This is a genomic window from Hymenobacter convexus (genome assembly GCF_030580955.1).
GTDB lineage: Bacteria > Bacteroidota > Bacteroidia > Cytophagales > Hymenobacteraceae > Hymenobacter.
Window position 1 is genome coordinate 188,637 of record NZ_JAUQON010000006.1, and the last position, 19,321, is coordinate 207,957.

Consider the following 19,321-nt stretch of genomic DNA (forward strand, 5'->3'; position numbering starts at 1 on the left):
AATCGTCTGTCATCCTGAGCAGAGCGAAGGACCTTATCACTGCTGAACGAAACGCATTAATCGACTTATTCACTACAAATTGTTCATTGGTGATAAGGTCCTTCGCTGCGCTCAGGATGACAGATGTGCTCTTACACGCCGTTCTTCACCCCTCCAAACCACTCCGCCCATGATTCGCTGCCTCGCCGTCGATGACGAAGCTCCTGCCCTGCTCATCCTGGCCGACTACATCGGCCAGCTACCCTTCCTGGAATTGGTGGGCACCACCACCAACCCCATCGAGGCGCTGACGTTGGTGCAGCAGGGCCAGGTCGATTTGGTGTTTCTCGACATTCAGATGCCCAAGCTCACCGGCTTGCAGTTTCTCAAGCTGGCCGGCAACAAGTGCAAGGTCATCCTCACCACCGCCTACCCCGAATACGCCCTCGAAGGCTACGAAAACGACGTGGTGGACTACCTGCTCAAGCCCATTTCCTTCGAGCGGTTCTTCAAGGCGGCCCAGAAGGCGCTGGCGCTGCTGCCCGGCCCGCCGCCGATGCAGGCCGTTGCTCCAGTTCCCGCAGGCGCGCCCGTTTCGGTAGCCGCGCCGCCCGCCGCCGGTCATATGTTCGTGAAGGGCGAGAGCAAGAACAAATTTTTGCGCGTCAACTACGCCGATATCCTCTACATCGAAGGCTTGAGCAACTACGTGTCCATCCACTTGCCGGCGCAGCGCGTGGTCACCTACCAAACGCTGAAGGAACTGGCCGAGACGCTGCCGCAGCCGCCGTTTCTGCGGGTGCACAAGTCCTTTATTGTGTCGCTCGACAAGATTCGGATGGTGGACGGCAACACGATTTACATCCAGGACAAGGAAGTTCCGGTGAGCGACACGTACCGTGAGCAGCTGTATAAGTTGATACGGGAGCAGTAGCGCGGACTTTTAGTCCGCGAGTGAAGCAACGTTTCCAAACATTCGCGGACTAAAAGTCCGCGCTACTACCGCCTATCCTCCCGCACGGCGGCCAGGGCGCGGGCTTTTGCAGCTTTGATGTGGTCGATAATTTCCTCCAGCCCATGCCCATCAATGGCCCGCGCAAACAGAAACGGGCCTTCGCCGCGCATCTTCTTGGAATCGCGCTCCATCACGCCCAAATCAGCTTTTATCAAATCTTTGAGGTCGATTTTATTGATAATGAGCAGGTCCGACTGCGTGATGCCGGGGCCGCCCTTGCGCGGGATTTTGTCGCCGCCCGACACGTCGATGACGTAGATGGAATAGTCCACCAGCTCGCGACTGAAGTGGGCGGCCAGGTTGTCGCCGCCGCTTTCCACGAAGAGGTAATCGAGGCCGTAGTCGAAGCGCTGCATGAGGCCTTCGAGGGCGTCCATGTTCAGGGAAATATCCTCGCGGATGGCGGCGTGCGGGCAGCCACCGGTTTCTACGCCTACAATGCGGTTTTCGTCCAGTGCACTATTACGGATGAGAAATTCGGCATCTTCGCGGGTGAAAATGTCATTGGTAACTACGCCCAGCTCAAACTCGTGGCGCATGCGCTCGCACAAGGCTTTTAGCAACGCCGTTTTGCCCGTGCCCACCGGCCCGCCGATGCCCACGGTGAAGGCGCGCTTGCGAAAGTTGCGGTAGCTGGGCAGCCGGCGGGTTTCGCGCTCGTTAAAGTCGCCGGGTGATTCGTAAGCTTCGTGCTGGTGGCCGTGGAGGAGAAGGGCGAGTTTTTCGACAAAAGCCATAAGCAGTAGCGCGGACTTTTAGTCCGCGAATAATTGGAATGATGGGTACTCGCGGACTAAAAGTCCGCGCTACATTAGTTCTGGAAAAGCTTAGAATAAATATCCTCGTGCAGCACCTGCGCCGCATCCAACAAAAATGCCGAACGGGTTGCTTCACCGTACCCCTTCCCCGCCTGCGCCGCCAGAATATGCTCGAACACCGCGTAGAAATCGTGCTGCAACTGGTGCCCCTCCAGCGGCCCGAGGAAGCCGAGGCGAATGGCGGCACTGAGCTGGTCGCGCAGCAGCATATGCAGGTACATGGCCTTTAGCTCCTCCAGCCCAAAGCCGACTCGCTGCAAGGCCAGCGTGAAAACCAGCGTGAAATGTGGCGGAATTTCCTGCGCGGCAAACCAGTTCGTGATGGTTTCCAAGGCAACTTCCGGGTAGAAAGTGGCCAGCAGTTTCAGCCAGTTGCGGCCCTGCACGGCGCTGGCTTTGTAGAGCGCGGGCACGAGTAGCTGGGCGTCGTATTCTTCGGCGACGGCTTGAAATTCGGTGGCTTTTTCGGTGAGGTGGAAGGTGGAATGAATGAAGGGTAATTCGGCGCTGCCGGCTTGCTGCAAGTAGGAATATAGGTAATTCCGCAGCGCAAACGGCGTGTTCACCAGCCCGAAGGTGATGCTGCTTTCCAGCCCGTAGGAATAGGCGAACGAGCCAGTGGGAATGGCCGAATCGACGAGGTGTAGGAGGCGGGCGAATTGCATGGATTGTAGCGCGGACTTTTAGTCCGCGAGCGGGTGGGTTGACTCGCGGACTAAAAGTCCGCGCTACACCTTAGAACAAATTATACAGCTGTGCCAGCGGCAACACTTCAGCCGGCTCACAGGTAAGGTGCACACCGTCCACCATAACCCGATAAGTCTCGGGGTCGACAGAAATATTGGGCAGGTAGTCGTTCAAGGCCATATCCTTTTTCCCAATATTCCGGCAGTTTTTCACGGCTACCACCTGCTTCGTCAAACCATAATCAGCCCGCACCCGCTCTACCGAAGCCCCCGACACGAACACCATCGAACTCTTCCCAATGGCCCCGCCCAGCGCGCCGAACATGGGGCGCGAGAACGAGGGCTGCGGCGTGGGGATGGAGGCGTTGGCGTCGCCCATCTGGGATTGGGCGATGATGCCGCCCTTGATTATCATCTCGGGGCGGGCTCCGAAAAAGGCGGGTTTCCAGAGCACCAAATCGGCCAGCTTGCCGATTTCGACGGAGCCGACTTCGTGCGCGATGCCGTGGGCGCGGGCCGGGTTGATGGTGTACTTGGCCACGTAGCGGCGCACGCGGAAGTTGTCGGCGGCGCTGGCGGCGTCTTCGGGCAGGGGGCCGCGCTGCTGCTTCATTTTGTGGGCCGTTTGCCAGGTGCGGGTGATGACCTCGCCCACCCGGCCCATGGCCTGCGAGTCGGAGCTGATGATGCTGAGCGCGCCCAGGTCGTGCAGGATGTCTTCGGCGGCGATGGTTTCGCCCCGGATGCGGCTTTCGGCGAAGGCCACGTCTTCGGGAATGTTGCGGTCGAGGTGGTGGCAGACCATGAGCATGTCGAGGTGCTCGTCGATGGTGTTCACCGTGAAGGGCCGCGTGGGGTTGGTGCTGGATGGGATGACGTTGGGCTCGCCGCAGATTTTGATGATGTCGGGCGCGTGGCCACCGCCGGCGCCTTCGGTGTGGTAGGAATGGATGGTGCGGCCCTTAAACGCGGCCGTGCTGGTTTCCACGAAGCCGCTCTCGTTCAGCGTATCGGTGTGGATGCAGACCTGCACGTCGTATTCCTCGGCAATGCTGAGGCACATATCGATGGCCGCCGGGGTGGTGCCCCAGTCCTCGTGCAGTTTGAAGCCCAGCGCCCCGGCCTCGGCCTGCTCGCGCAATCCCTCGGGCTTCGAGGCGTTGCCCTTGCCCAGAAACCCGAAGTTGAGCGGGTAGGCCTCAGTGGCCTTCAGCATCGTTTCGAGGTAGAACGCGCCGGGCGTGCAGGTGGTGGCGTTGGTGCCCGCCGCCGGCCCGGTGCCGCCCCCAATCATGGTCGTCACCCCGGAGGCCAGCGCCTCGGGAATCTGCTGGGGGCTGATGAAATGGATGTGGCAGTCGATGCCACCGGCGGTGAGCAGCTGGCCTTCGCCGGCAATGACTTCGGTGGTGACGCCCACCACCATGCCGGGCGTCACGCCGGGCATAATGTGCGGGTTGCCGGCCTTGCCGATGCCCACGATGCGCCCGCCCTTGATGCCGATGTCGGCCTTGAAAATGCCGGTGTAATCGACCACCAGCGCGTTGGTGATGACCAAATCCAACGCATCGGCCGGGCCGATGCCGGCGGCCTGGCCCATGCCGTCGCGCAGCACCTTGCCGCCGCCGAACTTGCATTCCTCGCCGTACACGCAGTAGTCGCGTTCAACTTCAATCAGCAGGCCGGTATCGCCGAGGCGCACCCGGTCGCCGGTGGTGGGGCCGTACATGTCGGCATACGCGCGACGGGAGATGGGGAGGGACATGGATATGTGTGTATTTTTAACCGCACTCTTGAAACCAACCAATTATGTTCTTTAACGAAATCGTAAAACAGATTTTATCTCCTGTGTTGGAAAGTAGAGGCTTTAAAGTGACAAGGGAGTATAAGGGCAAGGTTGAATTTTCTTCAAGCAGAACATTATTCTCCTCTAGTTATTTGGAAGTTAATTTCTCGTATGATTACTCGTTTACAAAGGACCACGGCTTTTATATATGCTGTAGAACGAAAGAAGAAACGATTAAATGTTTAGAAGACCACGAGATTTATAAGCTGCTGAATTTGAAAGGAAATGCTTATGAAGTTTTGTCTGAAGAAGAACAGAACATGAAATATGCTCGGTCGTTGCGGGATTTATTACTTGAGAAAGGTGATATTCTGCTCAATAAAAAGGCGTTTATGAATTTGTAATTACAGTTCATAATTGACCCAGCAAAAAAAGTATAATAGTCGCTGATTAGTAAATATTATTTCTCAAGTTTCTCCAGCGCCTGCTGCTTCTTTCCAGCCTCATCCAGCTTCCCATCAATGAGCCCATTGCCGCCGTACACGATGCGCTCGCCGGCCAGGGCCACCAGGCGCACGCGCTTGCGCTCGCCGGGCTCGAAGCGCACCGCCGTGCCGGCCGGGATGTTGAGGCGGAAACCATAGGCAGCGGCGCGGTCGAAGTGCAGCGCCGCGTTGGTTTCGAAGAAGGGATAGTGCGAGCCGACCTGCACGGGCCGGTCGCCCATGTTCACGACGTCCACGTCCACCGTGGCGCGGCTTTCGTTGAGGATGATATCGGCCGGGTGCAACTGGTATTCGCCGGGCTGGGGGTGGCTGGCGTTGGCGGGCGCGGCGCCGGGGGCCGGGGCTTTGCTCAGGCCAGAGCCGTAGAGGGCCAGGGCGGCATCGCCGGTTTCGCGGCAGATGGGGTGGTGCACGGTCACAAGCTTGGTGCCGTCGGGGAAGGTGCCTTCGATTTGGACTTCGTGGAGCATGTCGGCCACGCCGGGCAGCACGTCGGCCAGGCCCAGCAGCTGCTTGCCCTTGTCCATGAGCACGGCCACCCGCTCGCCGTCGCGGATGAACTCCAGCAGCTGCGTGGCAATGAGGGCCAGGGCTTCGGGGTAGTTCAGGAGCAGGCCGCGGGCGTAGCGCTTCTGCGCCACGAAACCGGCCTGGTGGAGAACGAGCTTGTCGAGGTCTTTGGGGGAGAGATGCATAATCAGGAAGCGATAAAGAACGTCATGCAGAGCGCAGCGAAGCATCTCGCGTGGGGTGGTAATTCAATCGTGAGGGCGTCATTGGTTAGTGGTGGCACGCGAGATGCCTCGGCTGCGCTCGGCATGACGTTCTGGGTCGTCGTTCTACCATCGCACATTCCCATAAATCATCCAGCCGCCGTACCCGATGCATAGCAGCGACGACAAGGTAATGGTACTAAACTTCAACGTCCGACTGATTTTCATGCGCTTCGTGAACGGCACGCTGCACAGCCCGGCCACGATGAACATACCCAGGATGGAACCGATGCCGAATACCACAAAGTACCCCACGCTCAGCCACGGGTCGCGAATTTCACTCATCACCAGCAGCACCAGCGCGCCGCTGCCGGCCAGGCCGTGGAGCAGGCCCACGGCGTAGGCGGCGCGGGAGGGCGTGGCGCCGGGCCGGACTTTGGCGGGAGGCTTACGCTGCTCCAGCAGCCGGCTGATGCCCATGACAACGAGCATCAGCCCCACGGCGGCTTCGAAGTAGCCAGAGGTGAGGAACGTGACGCGACCCAGCAGGATGATGGCACCCACGACTACCAGCGTGGTGGTGTGGCCTAGGCCCCAATAGATGCCGTCGCGCAGGGCTTTGGCCAGGGTGTCACGGCGCGAAATAAGGTTGCCCACGGCCAGTAGGTGGTCGGGTTCAAATGCGTGACCCATTCCGGCTACGGAAGCAAATAAAATGGGTAGCAGGCCTTGCATTTAGTAGGGGATTTGATGGAAATGAATATTGGAAACGTTTGGGGCACCCGAATTTTAAGGCAGGTTGGATTTTTTCGAAAAAGTAACCCAAACTTCTTGGATTATCTGCTGAATCTGGAAAAAGCGCCCGTAACTTGGAATCCGGTGCTGCCTGGCGAAGGGCCTCCAGAAGCTATATGCCGTGTTGGTGGCCGATTTTGACTTTGTACAAACCATATATACAAGCTACTAACCACCAATAGTTTACTGACCAACACCACTAAGTGGAAATAGTAAAGCTGCTGATACAACCATTTTACCCGCCAGCGCCGAGACGTTTCTTGTAAATGACTGCGTGCCGATGGCTGATTTTACGCCGGCCACTGCTAATGTACCCGCTGAACGGCGGCCCCTCCCCTATGACTTTCAACGCCCCGATACCATCCACCGACGCTCCGCAGGGCTTGTACCGCCCCGAATTTGAGCACGATGCCTGCGGGACCGGTTTCATCACCTACCTAAACGGCCGCAAAACGCATCAAACTATCGGCGACGCGCTGACCATGCTGGAAAACATGGAGCACCGCGGCGCCTGCGGCTGCGATTCCGACTCCGGCGACGGCGCCGGCCTGCTCATCCAGATTCCGCACTGGTTTCTGCTGGAAGAGTGCGTGGCCCTGAATATCCGCCTGCCCGAGCCGGGCAGCTACGGCGTGGGTTTTGCCTATTTACCCAAGGACGAAAAGTTGCGCGAAGCCTGTCGCGAGGTTATTAACGGGGCCGCGGCACGGCTGGGATTTCCGCTGCTGGGCTACCGGCCGGTGCCGGTGAACCCGACCGGTATCGGCCCCACGGCGCTGGCGGCCGAACCGGTGATGGAGCAGGTATTTTTCGGCCGTCCGGTGGGCATTACCAATCCTGATGATTTCGAGCGCAAGCTGTACGTGCTGCGCCGGCTGATTTTCAAGACAGTGCGCGAGACGGTGACGGCCGCGATGGATGTTTTTTACTTCGCCTCGCTCTCGTGCAAAACCATTGTGTACAAGGGCCAGCTAACCACCTACCAGGTGCGCGGCTACTTCCCTGACCTTAGCGACGAGCGGGTGACGTCGGCGTTCGGGCTGGTGCATTCGCGGTTTTCGACCAACACGTTTCCGAGCTGGAAGCTGGCCCAGCCGTTCCGGTTTTTGGCGCACAATGGCGAGATTAATACGCTGCGGGGCAATCTGAACTGGTTTTATGCGGGCTTGCGCAGCTACGTGTCGCCGTATTTCTCGGCCGAGGAAATGGACATGCTGCTGCCGGTGGTCGATGCCGGGCAGTCGGACTCGGCCTGCCTCGATAACGTGGTGGAAATCCTGCTGCACTCGGGCCGCCCGCTGCCGCACGTGATGATGATGCTCGTGCCCGAAGCCTGGGACGGCAACACCCAGATGGACCCGCTCAAAAAGGCCTTCTACGAGTTCCACGCCACGTTTATGGAGCCCTGGGACGGCCCGGCCGCCCTGCTTTTCACCGATGGCAAGCTCATCGGGGCCATGCTGGACCGCAACGGCCTGCGCCCGCTGCGCTACCTCGAAACCACCGACGGCCGCGTGCTGGTGGCCTCCGAAGCCGGTGTGCTGGGCATCGACCCCGCCACCGTGGTGCAGAAGGGCCGCCTCCAGCCCGGCAAAATGCTGCTGGTCGACACCGTGGCCGGCCGCATCATCACCGATGAAGAATTGAAGGCCCAGGCCGCCGGCCGCCAGCCCTACGGAGCGTGGCTGAACGAGTACCAGATTCGGCTGGAGGAATTGCCCGAGCCGCGCCAGGTGTTCACGGAGTTAGCCGCCGATTCGGTGTTCAAATACCACCAGGTCTTCGGCTATACCCGCGAGGACATCGACGTACTCATCACGCCCATGGCGCTGGAGGCCAAGGAACCCATCGGCTCAATGGGCGTAGACGTGCCGCTGGCGGTGCTGAGTGACCAGCCGCAGCACCTGAGCAGCTACTTTAAGCAGTTTTTCGCGCAGGTCACCAACCCGCCCATCGACCCCATTCGGGAACGGCTGGTGATGAGCCTGGCCACGTTCCTGGGCAACAACGGCAACATTCTGGACGAGGACAAGCACCACTGCCACTGCGTAGCGCTACGCCAGCCCATTCTCAGCAATCTGGAACTGGAAAAGCTGCGCAGCATCGATACGGGCCTGTTCAACGCCAAGACCTTGCTGACCTACTTCAAGGCCGACGAGCAGCCCGGCGCGCTGGAACGCGGCCTCGCCCGCCTCTGCCGCTACGCCGAGGATGCGGTGAACGACGGCTACGAAGTCCTGATTTTGTCGGACCGCGGTGTGGATTCGCTGCACGCACCCATCCCGTCGCTGCTGGCGGTTTCGGCCGTGCATCACCATCTCATTAAGCTGGGCTGCCGGGGCACGGTGGGCCTCGTGGTGGAAGCCGGCGACGTGTGGGAAGTGCACCATTTCGCCTGTTTGCTGTCGTTCGGGGCCACGGCCATCAACCCCTACCTGGCGCTGGCCACCATCCGGACCATGCACGAGGCGGGCCAGTTTAACACCACGCTGGACCATGAGCAGCTGAATTACAACTACATCAAAGCTGTATGCGACGGGCTGCTGAAGATTTTCTCGAAGATGGGAATTTCGACCTTGCAGAGCTACCACGGCGCGCAGGTGTTCGAAATTCTAGGCCTGAATCAGGCCGTGGTGGACGCCTATTTCTGCGGTGCCGTCACGCGCATCGGCGGGCTGGGGCTGGATGAAATTGCCCGCGAAACGCTCTACAAGCACTTCCAAGGCTTCAAAAGCACCACGCCTGAGGAGCAGACTTTGCTGCCCGACGGCGGCCTCTACCACTGGCGGCGGCGCGGCGAGGCGCACATGTTCAACCCCGAAACGGTGCATCTGCTGCAACTGGCGACGCGCACCAACAACTACGCTACCTATCAGCGCTATGCGAAGCTGATTAATGAGCAGCCGGAGCGCATGTTCACCCTGCGCGGCCTGCTGGATTTTGCTCACCACCGCGACCCGATTTCGCTGGACGAAGTGGAGCCGGCCGAGGGTATCATGAAGCGGTTTGCGACCGGGGCCATGTCGTTTGGCTCGATTTCGCACGAGGCGCACAGCACCTTAGCCATTGCCATGAACCGCATCGGCGGCAAGAGCAACACCGGCGAGGGCGGCGAAGACCCGTTGCGCTACGAAACGATGCCCAACGGTGACTCCATGCGCTCGGCCATCAAGCAGGTGGCCTCGGCCCGCTTCGGCGTCACGGCGCACTACCTCACCAACGCCGACGAGTTGCAAATCAAAATGGCCCAGGGCGCCAAGCCGGGCGAGGGCGGCCAGCTCCCCGGCCACAAGGTGGACGAATGGATTGCCAAAGTGCGCCACGCCACGCCCGGCGTCGGCCTGATTTCGCCCCCGCCCCACCACGACATCTACTCCATCGAAGACCTGGCCCAGCTCATCTTCGACCTGAAAAACGCCAACCGCGCCGCCCGCATCAACGTGAAGCTGGTGAGCAAGGCAGGCGTGGGCACCATCGCGGCCGGCGTAGCCAAAGCCCACGCCGACGTGATTCTGATTGCCGGATACGACGGCGGTACGGGCGCTTCGCCCATCAGTTCCATCAAGCACGCCGGCCTGCCTTGGGAGCTGGGCCTGGCCGAAGCCCACCAAACGTTGGTCCGCAACCAACTCCGCAGCCGCGTGGTGCTGCAAGCCGACGGCCAGCTAAAAACCGGCCGCGACCTGGCCGTAGCCGCGCTTTTGGGGGCCGAAGAATGGGGCATAGCCACGGCCGCGCTGGTAGCCGGCGGCTGCGTGATGATGCGCAAATGCCACCTCAACACCTGCCCCGTAGGCGTCGCCACCCAGGACCCAGAGCTGCGCAAGCTCTTCACCGGCCAGCCCGAGCACGTCGTGAATCTCTTCCGCTTCCTGGCCGAGGAGCTGCGCGAAATCATGGCCGAGCTGGGTTTCCGCACCATCAATGAGATGGTGGGCCGCCCCGAATTCCTGAAAGTGCGCGAAGGCATTACCCACTGGAAAGCCCGCCACCTCGACCTGACCGACATGTTGCACCCCGCCGTGAACATCTCCGGCGGCACCCTCTACCACAGCGAGGCGCAGGACCACGGCATCCGCGGCATCCTGGATTGGCAGTTGCTTGAACACGCCCAGCCGGCCCTGAACGAGCAGACGCCAGTATTCGGTGAGTTTGAGGTGCAGAACATCGACCGCACCATCGGCACGCTGCTTTCCAATGAAATTGCCAAGCGCTACCACGCCGCTGGTCTGCCCGACAATACTATCAACTACCGCTTCCGCGGTTCGGCGGGGCAGAGCTTCGGGGCCTTCAGCGTGCGCGGCTTGTCGTTTGCGCTCGAAGGCGAGGCCAACGACTACGTGGGCAAGGGCCTGAGCGGCGCGCAGCTGGCCATTTTCCCCTCCCCCGCCGCCCACTTCGTGCCCGAGCAAAACATTATCATCGGCAACGTGGCGCTGTACGGGGCCACCTCCGGCGCGCTGTTCGTGCGCGGGCAGGCCGGCGAGCGGTTTGCCGTCCGCAATTCCGGCGCGACGGCCGTAGTCGAAGGCGTGGGCGACCACGGCTGCGAGTACATGACGGGCGGCCGTGCCCTTATCCTGGGCCAGACGGGCCGCAACTTCGCCGCCGGCATGAGCGGCGGCATCGCCTGGATTTACGACCCCAACGGCACCTTCCCTGCCAACTGCAACCCCGAAATGGTGGAACTTGACCCGCTCGATGCTGACGACGAAGACCAGATTCAGGAGCTGCTGCGGAAGCATGTGGAGCTGACGGGTAGCCAGGTGGCGGCGTTTCTGCTAGGCAATTGGAATGAGGAGGCCGGGAAGTTCGTGAAGGTGTTTCCGAGTGAGTACAAGAAGGTGCTGCAAAGGGCGCGGTATGCGGAAGTAGGGTAATTCCTCACAGGGGCGCTTCCCCCCCGACCCCTCTCCGAAAAGGAGAGGGGAGCCAGCCGACTTGTAGCGTGGACTCTGCGAGTCCGCGCCTGCCGGAACGTTCGCCCATGCGCGGACTCGCAGAGTCCACGCTACAGTCCGCGCAGAACCGGTGCCCCCTCTCCACCGGAGAGGGGTCAGGGAGTGAGGCCCCACGGCCGCGCCGCCAAAACAACTAATTCAACACAATTATGCCTAACCCAACCGGTTTCAAAGAATTCTCCCGCGAACTCCCTCCCAAAGCCGCACCGCAGGAGCGCGTGGCCCACAACCACGAGTTCGTCGGCACCTACTCCGAAGGGCAGCTCACCCAGCAGGCGGCCCGCTGCATGGATTGCGGCATCCCGTTCTGCCATTCCGGCTGCCCGCTGGGCAACATCATCCCCGAATTCAACGACGCCGTGCGCGAGGAAAAGTGGGAAGATGCCTATCAGATTCTCAGCGCCACCAACAACTTCCCCGAGTTCACCGGCCGCATCTGCCCCGCGCCGTGCGAGGCGGCGTGTGTGCTCAGCATCCACAGCAGCCCGGTTGCGATTGAGGAAATCGAGAAGCACATCATCGAAATCGCCTTTGCGAAGGGCTACGTGCAGCCGACGGCTCCGGTGTTAAAATCGGGCAAAACGGTGGCCGTGGTAGGTTCTGGTCCGGCGGGACTGGCGGCCGCAGCACAGCTGGCGCGGGCCGGCCACACCGTCACCGTCTTCGAGCGCGACGACCGGCCCGGCGGCCTGCTCCGCTACGGCATCCCCGATTTCAAGCTCGATAAGTGGGTTATCGACCGCCGCATCGACCTGCTGAAGGAAGACGGCATCAGCTTCCGCTGCAATACCGAAATCGGCCGCGACCTGCCCTTCGCCCAGCTCACCCGCGACTTTCACGCGGTGGTGCTGGCCGGCGGCGCCAGCGTGCCGCGCGACCTCCACATTTCCGGCCGGGAGCTGCCGGGCATCCACTTCGCCATGGACTACCTCACCCAGCACAACCGCCGGGTGAGCGAGCTGGACCTGCCCGATGCGCCCATCTGGGTGGAAGGCGAGGACGTGGTGGTCATCGGCAGCGGCGACACGGGCTCCGACTGCGTGGGCACGGCCAACCGCCAGCGGGCCCGCTCCGTCACGCAGTTTGCCCTCATGCACCAGCCCGGCGCCGAGCGTCCCGCCCACACGCCCTGGCCGCTGGAGCCGCATATTTTCCGCAGCAGCACCTCGCACGAAGAAGGCTGCCAGCGCTACTGGGGCATCAATACCAAGGCGTTTCTGGCCGATGAGGCCGGCCGGCTCCGGGCCCTGCGCGTGAGCGACGTGACCTGGGAAACCGACGTCATGGGGCGCCGCATCCGCTTCGAGGAAGTGCCCAATTCCGACCGCGAAATCCCCTGCCAGCGCGTGCTACTGGCCCTGGGCTTCACTGGCCCCCGCGTGGAAGGACTCCTGAACGAGCTGGAAATCGACCTCGACCAGCGCGGCAACGTGCTGGCCGACGACAAAACTTTCGTTACGAATCAGCCCAACGTCTTCGTGGCCGGCGACATGCGCCGCGGCCAGTCGCTGGTCGTCTGGGCCATCTCGGAAGGCCGCGAAGCCGCCCGGCAAGTGGATTTGCTGCTGACCGGCAAGACCGCGCTGCCGAGCAAGAATGCGGTGGGGATGTTTGCGTAAATGTCCTATAGCTATCAATTGAAAAGGCCCGGAATTAACCAATTCCGGGCCTTTTCAATTGACTACATATAAAGTAGCTTAAATCGGGTAACACCGTTGCTTTTATAGCACGCTAGAGTTTGCCGTAGCATTTTCAAGTCTTCCACAATTTTTCCTTGGCTCAAATACCCATGGTCGGGAGGGTAAGAAAAAAGCGGTTGGTTTTCCAGTTCTTGAAACTGCCGGACCATTTTGGCTTCGTCGCCGATAGTAGTTATCTGCAACAATGATTCAAGGTCCTGATTCCGGTTCGGATTGTGCAGAACCTGCTTATAGTAATCGGGAAATGCCTCAATCTTGGTCAAAAACTCATCGACTACCGCAGCGACAGCATCAGTATCGTGCCAAATATCCTCTGCTTCATTTCCTTCATACATCGTCCCGTCCTCATCCTCAAATCCAGCGTCTTCATTGAGGCTTGTTTCCTGAAATACAGATAAATCAATCTGCAATATTCTGCTAATCTGTTCTACTTCGGCTGCTTCGCCATAGCCGCCTACCTGTTCAAAAAAGAAAGAAAGGCCATCGGGAAAACTGTCCTCACAGGCTGTTTCCTCTTCCGGTATTATGTAGTAATCCATTCCCATGGCAGTTAGCTCAAAGTGTGAAGTGTTTTGCACCTAAACATACTGTGGGGCGACGAAATACTTGCTATCAACCCGCCCGCTCCTCCCCCGCCACAGTGTACAGCGGGTCTTCCTCCACGTTCATATCAATAAGCGCCCCCGCGTTGCTCAGCAGCTGGCGGCAATCGGGGCTGAGGTGGCGCAGGTGCAGGGTTTTGCCGGCGCGGTGGTAGCGTTCGGTCAGCTTGTGGAGGGCGTCTCAACCATACCTGACGCCGGCTTCAAAAAAAACGGCGGGCTGCTGGCGACACCTGTGGTACGCCAGCAGCCCGCCGTTTCAACAAGCTCACCTACGATTAGAAACTCACCTTCACAATCTTAAACCGCGGCGCGGTGGCGGTGTAGGGGTACAGTACATAAGCATCGGAGCCGCGCTTGGTGATGGTGGTGGGGCTGACCGCGCCCGTGGCAAAGTTGCCCGTGGCGGTGGTGCTGGCCCAGGCATCGGCGCTGGTCATGCGGTACACGGTGCTCTGGCTGCCGGCCACCACCAGCAGCGTAGTGTTATCGAACAGCAGCAGGCCGTCGGCACCTACGAGGCTTTGCGTTTTGGTTACCGTTGTAAAATTCAAAGGGTTGTTAATGGGCACCTTGAACAAAGTGCCGTCACTGGTTTTGGCCGTGAGCAGGTAGCCATCGGGGTGGTACACGATGCCATTCAGGCCGAAGCCCACACCGCCGCTTAGCTGCGCATTCTCCAGAAAAACCGTGGCGTTGCCCTGCAAATCCACTTTGTAAATAATGGGTGACATGCTGTCGGTAATGTAGGCGTTGCCGTCTTTGTCCACGGCAATATCATTGGCGAAGTGGTTGGGGTACCTTACGGGGTCAGCACGGCTCCCTAAATCGACATAGCTGGTGAGCGCGCCGGTGCTGCTGTTGAAGACGGCCAGCGCCGCCAGCTTACCCTTGGTGGGGGCGTTCACCACGCTGGGGTTGAAGCCGTTGTCCGACACGGCGGCCAGCAGGCGCTGGCGGCTGGCGTCGAGGTTGAGGCCGATGGTGGAAATCAGGCGGGAATCCTTGCCAAATTCCGTGTAGGTGCTGTCGTCGCGCACGGTGCCCACGGTGCCTTTGGCGCGGGAGCTCACGTAGAAGCGCTTGCTGGCCTCGTCCCACTGAATGCCTTCGGGATAGATACCGGCCTGCGGCACGCTGATGCGCGCCGGAGCGGCGGCGGCCGGGGTGGCGGGCGTGTCGTCTTTGGAGCAGCTGGCCAGCAGGCTCAAAAAACCAACTGCCAGCGCAGCCGGCCGAATAATTTGTGGGAGAAGTACCGGCCAGGCTTTGGGCGAAAGGAAAGAAAACAGCATAATAAGCAGCGTTAATAGTCATTGAATGAACCAACTGCTTGTACGTGCTATTAAAAAGAAGGCCGTTAAAAACGGAATTAAAAACACGTTAAAATACGGGCTTTCAATAACGCTGCCGACGCACTTGCCAGGCATTGTCAACTGCACTTCAATCCTATCCTATTCCGGCATTTCGTGGCCGCCAAACAGGCCCACCAAATATTCCAGCGCCCCCGGCGAATGCAAAGCCTCGGTCTGCTCCATCGTTTCGGCGGCCACAGCGGAGGACCGCTGGCGCATCTGGGCTTCGTAGTGGGCAATGGCAGCTTGCACATCCGGAAATTGGGCGCTGGTCAGGCAGCTGCTCAGCTCCAGCGCGTCGAGCATGGCCATGTTCACGCCCTCGCCGGCGTAGGGCGGCATGAGGTGGGCGGCGTCGCCGAGGAGCGTGAGGTTGGGCTGGGCCGGCCAGGTTTGGTCGAGCGGCATGCAGTACTGCGGGCGGGGCACGCAACGCGTCGTTTCGGAAGCGAAAAGCTCCTGCCAGATGTCGTCCCAACCCGCAAACGCCTGACGGAACCAGGCCCGCACCTGCGCGGCCTCGGCGAAGTCGATGCCGCTGTCGTGAGCCCAGGTTTCGGCTGTTTTGCAGCCGGTGTAAAAGTTCAGACTGCCATCGCCTTTGGCACTTACGACCAGTGTTTTCGAGTCCGCCAGCGCGAAAATTTTTCCACCCGCCAGCAGCTCGTGGATGCGCGGCGCATTGCGCGCCGAATCGAACACCGTGCCCTCCACCACCGTCACGCCCGAGTAGAACGGCCGGATGGGGGTCAGCAGCGGACGGATTTTGGAGTTGGCCCCGTCGGCTCCGATGACAAGGTCGGCCGGGGCCGTGGCGCCATTCTGGAACGTGAGCTGCCAACCGGCCCCCACGGGCTGCATCGAAGCCAGTTGGCTGTTCCAAACCACGGTACCGGGCTGAAGGCAATCAAGCAGCATGTCGCGCAGGGGGCCGCGGTCAATTTCGGGGCGGAAAGCGGCATCGCCGAAGGTGCCGGTGGGGGCTTCCGCGTGCTCATCAAACACGACGGTGGCGTGCTGGTCGGTCAGGCGCAGCTTGTCGGCCCCGGGGCGGTAGCGGGCTTTGAATTCCTCCAGCAGGCCCGCCGCGCGCAGGGCGGCCAGGGCCGATTCGTCGTGCAGGTCCAGCGTGCCGCCCTGCACCCGCTCGTGGCGGTTCAGGTCGCGCTCATACACGGTGACGGCAGCGCCCGCCTGCTGGAGCAGGCGGGCCAGGGTAAGGCCGCCGGGGCCGCCGCCCACAATGGCTACCTGTTTGTTTTGAAGCAACATAACTGACTGAATAAGTAAGATTCAGCCCAAAATTATTTCTTCGGCAAAGCGGATAATTGTATAAATCGGTCGTCCTGGTTCCGGGCCAACTCCTTGGGCACCACACCCGCGTATTTTTTAATTTCCCGAATAAAATGGGCCTGGTCGGCGAAGTTTTCCTCGGGAAAAAGCCGGCCGGCTTTGAGCTGCGGCAGCGACGCCCGAAACCGCAAAATATTGGCGTAGTTCTTCAGCGAAAGGCCAAACATCCGGGTGAAGTACCGATTGATTTGCCGGCTGCTCCAGCCCGCCGCCTTGGCTAGGGCCTCCACCGGCAGCGCCCCATCGGAGGCGTAGAGCAAGTCGAATAGCTGGCGCTTCCGGGCATCGATTTCAGGGGGAATCAGTTGCGCAATGCGTGCAGTGGCTTTGGCGCAAAACGCATCAAAGTTGCCCAGGTCAGCTTCCGTGATGCCCAGAAAATCCGGCGGCAGGTAGCAGCCGCCATCCAGCAGGCCGGCCAGCCGCACCGGCAGCAGGTACTCCACCGCCAGCAGCTTCCAGCTAATGGCAAATGTGGTTATTCGCCCGGAAACCACCTGAGCGCCCGGCCCGCCATCCAGCCCCCGCAGCATGACGTGGTAGGGCTCCGCCGCCGAACAGGAGAAAAAGGTGTCCACGCGGCCGTCGGGCACGAGCACCACCGGCTGCTCGGCAGCGGAATGATTGACGAGCATCCAAAAGCTTTCCACGAATTCGACCAGCGCCGCCGGCGGCTTCATCTCCCGGTATTCGATGTCGCTGAAAGCCATTGGATACAGTTGATTGGAGCGGTTTCTTAATCGTTGTACGCCCCTACGTCGTTCGACGGCACCTCATCCTACAAACCGCTTCGCTGGCCAAACGGGCCTACCCTATCGCCCGCTGCACCCACGGCTTCAGCCCGGGCACGCGGGCCAGGCGCACGGCCGCATTCACCAGCCACGCCTTATTGCTGAGGAAACGCATGAGGCGGTAGCTTTTGGCCAGCTTCCGGCCGATTTTGTGGGCCACCCGCGCATCGTATTCCCGCATGCGTTCGGCGCTGAAATCCTGTTTTTCAAAACAGGCCGCTGCCTGCTCGCCGGCCAGAATCCCGCTCTGAATGGCCGTATCGATGCCGTGGCCCTGCAGCGGGTCGATGAGCGAAGCCGCGTCGCCGCACAGCATAAACCGCGCGCCGCTGATGCTGCGCTCCCGCCCGCCGCCCAGCGGCAGCCCAAAGCCCACAATGGGCCCCAGCTGCCGCGCCCCGGCGAAGCGGCCGGCCAGTTCGGGATGGGTGGCCAGCACGCGCATCATCACTTCCTTCAGGTCGACTTTGTGCTTGGCCACAATTTCGGACAGCATGCCCAGCCCCACATTATAACGGCCCGCGCCCACCGGAAACAACCACACATAGCCCGCCAGATAGTCGCTGCTGAGAAAAAACTCGGTGGTGCCGCTGCTGGCGCCGGCCACGTTTTCATAGTAGGCCCGCACCCCCGCGCAGTGATGGGCACGGTCGAGCGGCGCGGGCAGCAGCTTGCGGCCCACCACGGAGTTGGCCCCGTCGCAGCCGATGACGACCTGGCAGGTGAGTTCGGCACCTTCGGCCAGGTGCAGGTGCACGCACTCCGCATCAATGTGCACGCTTTTGAGCACCGTATTTTCCAAAATAGTGGTGTCGGAATGCATCCGCACCAAGCCCAGCAGGGCCGCGTCAAACGTTTCGCGGGGGCTGTTGAAGCTGGGCAGCTTCCATTGCAGCGTGAGGCTGGCACCACTGGGCGCCACGAGGCGGGAATCGCGCACATCGTCGCGCGGCTGCAGCGGCCAGAGCTGCGCTACAAACGCGGGGTCGAGCTGGCGCAGGGCCTTGAAGGCCTGGCCGGGAATGGCGTCGCCGCACACTTTGTCGCGCGGGAATTGGGCTTTGTCCAGCAGCGCCACGCGCAGGCCGCGCTGGCGCAGGGCCAGCGCGCAGGCTGCGCCGGCCGGCCCGGCCCCGATGATGGCGACGTCGTAGGCAAGAGTATTTTCGGGAGAAACAGACACGATGCCAAAGGTAACGAGTGGCGCCGTGCGGCTTTTCATGCGCCAACGGGCGATTTTATTTCGAAACAAGAGTACCAGGCTGTTTTCCCAATTTGGGCCAAAGCCGCGCCGGGGCAGCCAACCGTTCTGTTTTTTCGTTAGCTTGCTACCATCTCCTTACCCTTCCGGACTGTGAATTCTCTACTCGCTTCCCTGATTCCGGCCAACGAGGATGCCCGCTTAAAGGCCCTCGACCGCTACCAGCTGCTCGACGCGCGCAGCGAAAAAGTACTCGACGACGTGGTGGCCACCACCGCCAGCCTGTTTCGCGTGTCCAACGCCATGCTCTCCATCGTGGAGAAGGACACGGTGCTGGTGAAAGCCCCCTACAACCTGCCCGCGCCCATTGAGCGGGTGCCCCGCGAGCAGAGCATCTGCTCCGCCGCCATTCTACAGGACGACACGACGGTGTTCGAAGACGTGGAAAAAACCGGCGTGCCCGGCGTCGACCTGACGCTGGTGCGGCAGATGGGCCTGCATTTCTACGCCGGCCACCGCCTGCGCACCCCCGACGGCCTCAACCTCGGCACGCTGTGCCTGCTCGATGGCCCGCCCCGCCAGTTCACCCCCTCCGAACGCACGCTCCTGAGCCGCCTGGCCGGCATGGTGATGCGCCTGCTGGAGCTGCGCCGCACCCTGGGTGCCCACGCCGGCGCCACGTCGTCGCTCTGGGAAATCGTGTACCGGGCCATCAGTGAGCAGCTGGAGCGGCTGGCCGCCCTCACCCAGCGCGCCCGGCCCGCGGCCAGCCGGCAGCTCTCGCCGGCCGTGGCGCTGGAAGCCAGTGCCATCGTGAGTATTATCGACCAGTTTCTGGCTTCGACGCTGCAACGCCGCTAATTGCCGCGCCGCCTACCGATGCGGGAACATCTGCGGAAAAAGGCTTGTCGGAGGAAAATGGCCCAATACCAGTTCGGCTACGCAACCCTGCCCCCGCGCCAGCGGTACAAGCAGCAGCTGACAGCGCAGCAGTGTGGGCATTTGCCTCGCGGCCGGCAAGCGGCTGTTTCATGCCGGTCGGCTCTCCTTGACTCCTTAT

The 19,321-nt window shown here is 61.0% G+C and carries 15 protein-coding genes; 5 read left to right on the forward strand and 10 right to left on the reverse strand.

The annotated features are described in order from the left end of the window. The first annotated feature begins 169 nt into the window (after positions 1-169). A complete protein-coding gene (locus tag Q4S41_RS14515; RefSeq protein ID WP_305031843.1) occupies positions 170-913 on the forward strand; it encodes a LytR/AlgR family response regulator transcription factor in 744 nt (247 codons plus the stop codon). Positions 914-978: 65 nt separating this feature from the next. On the opposite strand, the gene ureG is transcribed toward Q4S41_RS14515, so the two are convergent. The 3 genes from ureG to ureC form a co-directional block, all read right to left on the reverse strand. Further along, positions 979-1,731, reverse strand: a complete 753-nt coding sequence (gene ureG, locus Q4S41_RS14520; protein ID WP_305031844.1) for an urease accessory protein UreG — start codon at positions 1,729-1,731, stop codon at positions 979-981. Positions 1,732-1,805: 74 nt separating this feature from the next. Further along, positions 1,806-2,477 carry an urease accessory protein UreF gene (locus Q4S41_RS14525; RefSeq protein WP_305031845.1) on the reverse strand — a complete coding sequence of 224 codons (672 nt, stop codon included), beginning with the start codon at positions 2,475-2,477 and terminating at the stop codon, positions 1,806-1,808. A 70-nt stretch (positions 2,478-2,547) separates the two neighbouring features. After that, positions 2,548-4,263 carry an urease subunit alpha gene (gene ureC / locus Q4S41_RS14530; protein WP_305031846.1) on the reverse strand — a complete coding sequence of 572 codons (1,716 nt, stop codon included), beginning with the start codon at positions 4,261-4,263 and terminating at the stop codon, positions 2,548-2,550. Between the two features lie 44 nt (positions 4,264-4,307). On the opposite strand from ureC, the gene Q4S41_RS14535 reads away from it, so the two are divergent. Continuing rightward, positions 4,308-4,688, forward strand: a complete 381-nt coding sequence (locus Q4S41_RS14535) for a hypothetical protein (RefSeq protein WP_243514725.1) — start codon at positions 4,308-4,310, stop codon at positions 4,686-4,688. Positions 4,689-4,744: 56 nt separating this feature from the next. Here Q4S41_RS14535 and Q4S41_RS14540 read toward each other — a convergent pair whose 3' ends face one another. Together Q4S41_RS14540 and Q4S41_RS14545 are read right to left on the reverse strand one after the other, a co-directional pair. Then, on the reverse strand, positions 4,745-5,485 hold the full coding sequence (locus Q4S41_RS14540) for an urease subunit beta (protein ID WP_305031847.1): 741 nt from the start codon (positions 5,483-5,485) through the stop codon (positions 4,745-4,747). Between the two features lie 144 nt (positions 5,486-5,629). Further along, positions 5,630-6,196, reverse strand: a complete 567-nt coding sequence (locus Q4S41_RS14545; protein WP_305031848.1) for an urease accessory protein — start codon at positions 6,194-6,196, stop codon at positions 5,630-5,632. Between the two features lie 440 nt (positions 6,197-6,636). On the opposite strand from Q4S41_RS14545, the gene gltB reads away from it, so the two are divergent. Beyond that, the gene (gltB, locus tag Q4S41_RS14550) at positions 6,637-11,178 is read left to right on the forward strand and encodes a glutamate synthase large subunit (protein WP_305031849.1); all 4,542 of its coding nucleotides are present in this window, start codon (positions 6,637-6,639) and stop codon (positions 11,176-11,178) included. Positions 11,179-11,408: 230 nt separating this feature from the next. Continuing rightward, entirely contained in the window at positions 11,409-12,878 is a 1,470-nt protein-coding gene (locus tag Q4S41_RS14555) for a glutamate synthase subunit beta (RefSeq protein WP_305031850.1), read from the forward strand. Positions 12,879-12,940: 62 nt separating this feature from the next. Here the strand turns inward: Q4S41_RS14555 and Q4S41_RS14560 are convergent, their stop codons facing one another. The 5 genes from Q4S41_RS14560 to Q4S41_RS14580 form a co-directional block, all read right to left on the reverse strand. Continuing rightward, entirely contained in the window at positions 12,941-13,504 is a 564-nt protein-coding gene (locus Q4S41_RS14560; protein ID WP_305031851.1) for a hypothetical protein, read from the reverse strand. A 335-nt stretch (positions 13,505-13,839) separates the two neighbouring features. Continuing rightward, positions 13,840-14,856 (reverse strand): SMP-30/gluconolactonase/LRE family protein, encoded by a 1,017-nt coding sequence (locus tag Q4S41_RS14565; RefSeq protein ID WP_305031852.1) that lies wholly within the window; start codon positions 14,854-14,856, stop codon positions 13,840-13,842. 159 nt (positions 14,857-15,015) lie between these two features. Then, the gene (locus tag Q4S41_RS14570) at positions 15,016-16,188 is read right to left on the reverse strand and encodes an FAD-dependent oxidoreductase (protein WP_305031853.1); all 1,173 of its coding nucleotides are present in this window, start codon (positions 16,186-16,188) and stop codon (positions 15,016-15,018) included. 32 nt (positions 16,189-16,220) lie between these two features. Next, positions 16,221-16,979 (reverse strand): helix-turn-helix domain-containing protein, encoded by a 759-nt coding sequence (locus Q4S41_RS14575; protein ID WP_305031854.1) that lies wholly within the window; start codon positions 16,977-16,979, stop codon positions 16,221-16,223. A gap of 97 nt (positions 16,980-17,076) precedes the next feature. Next, entirely contained in the window at positions 17,077-18,243 is a 1,167-nt protein-coding gene (locus Q4S41_RS14580; protein WP_305031855.1) for an NAD(P)/FAD-dependent oxidoreductase, read from the reverse strand. A 171-nt stretch (positions 18,244-18,414) separates the two neighbouring features. Here Q4S41_RS14580 and Q4S41_RS14585 point away from each other — a divergent pair, with 171 nt between their 5' ends. After that, positions 18,415-19,122: a GAF domain-containing protein gene (locus tag Q4S41_RS14585; protein WP_305031856.1), complete on the forward strand. Its 708-nt coding sequence runs from the start codon at positions 18,415-18,417 to the stop codon at positions 19,120-19,122. The last annotated feature ends 199 nt before the right edge of the window (positions 19,123-19,321 follow it).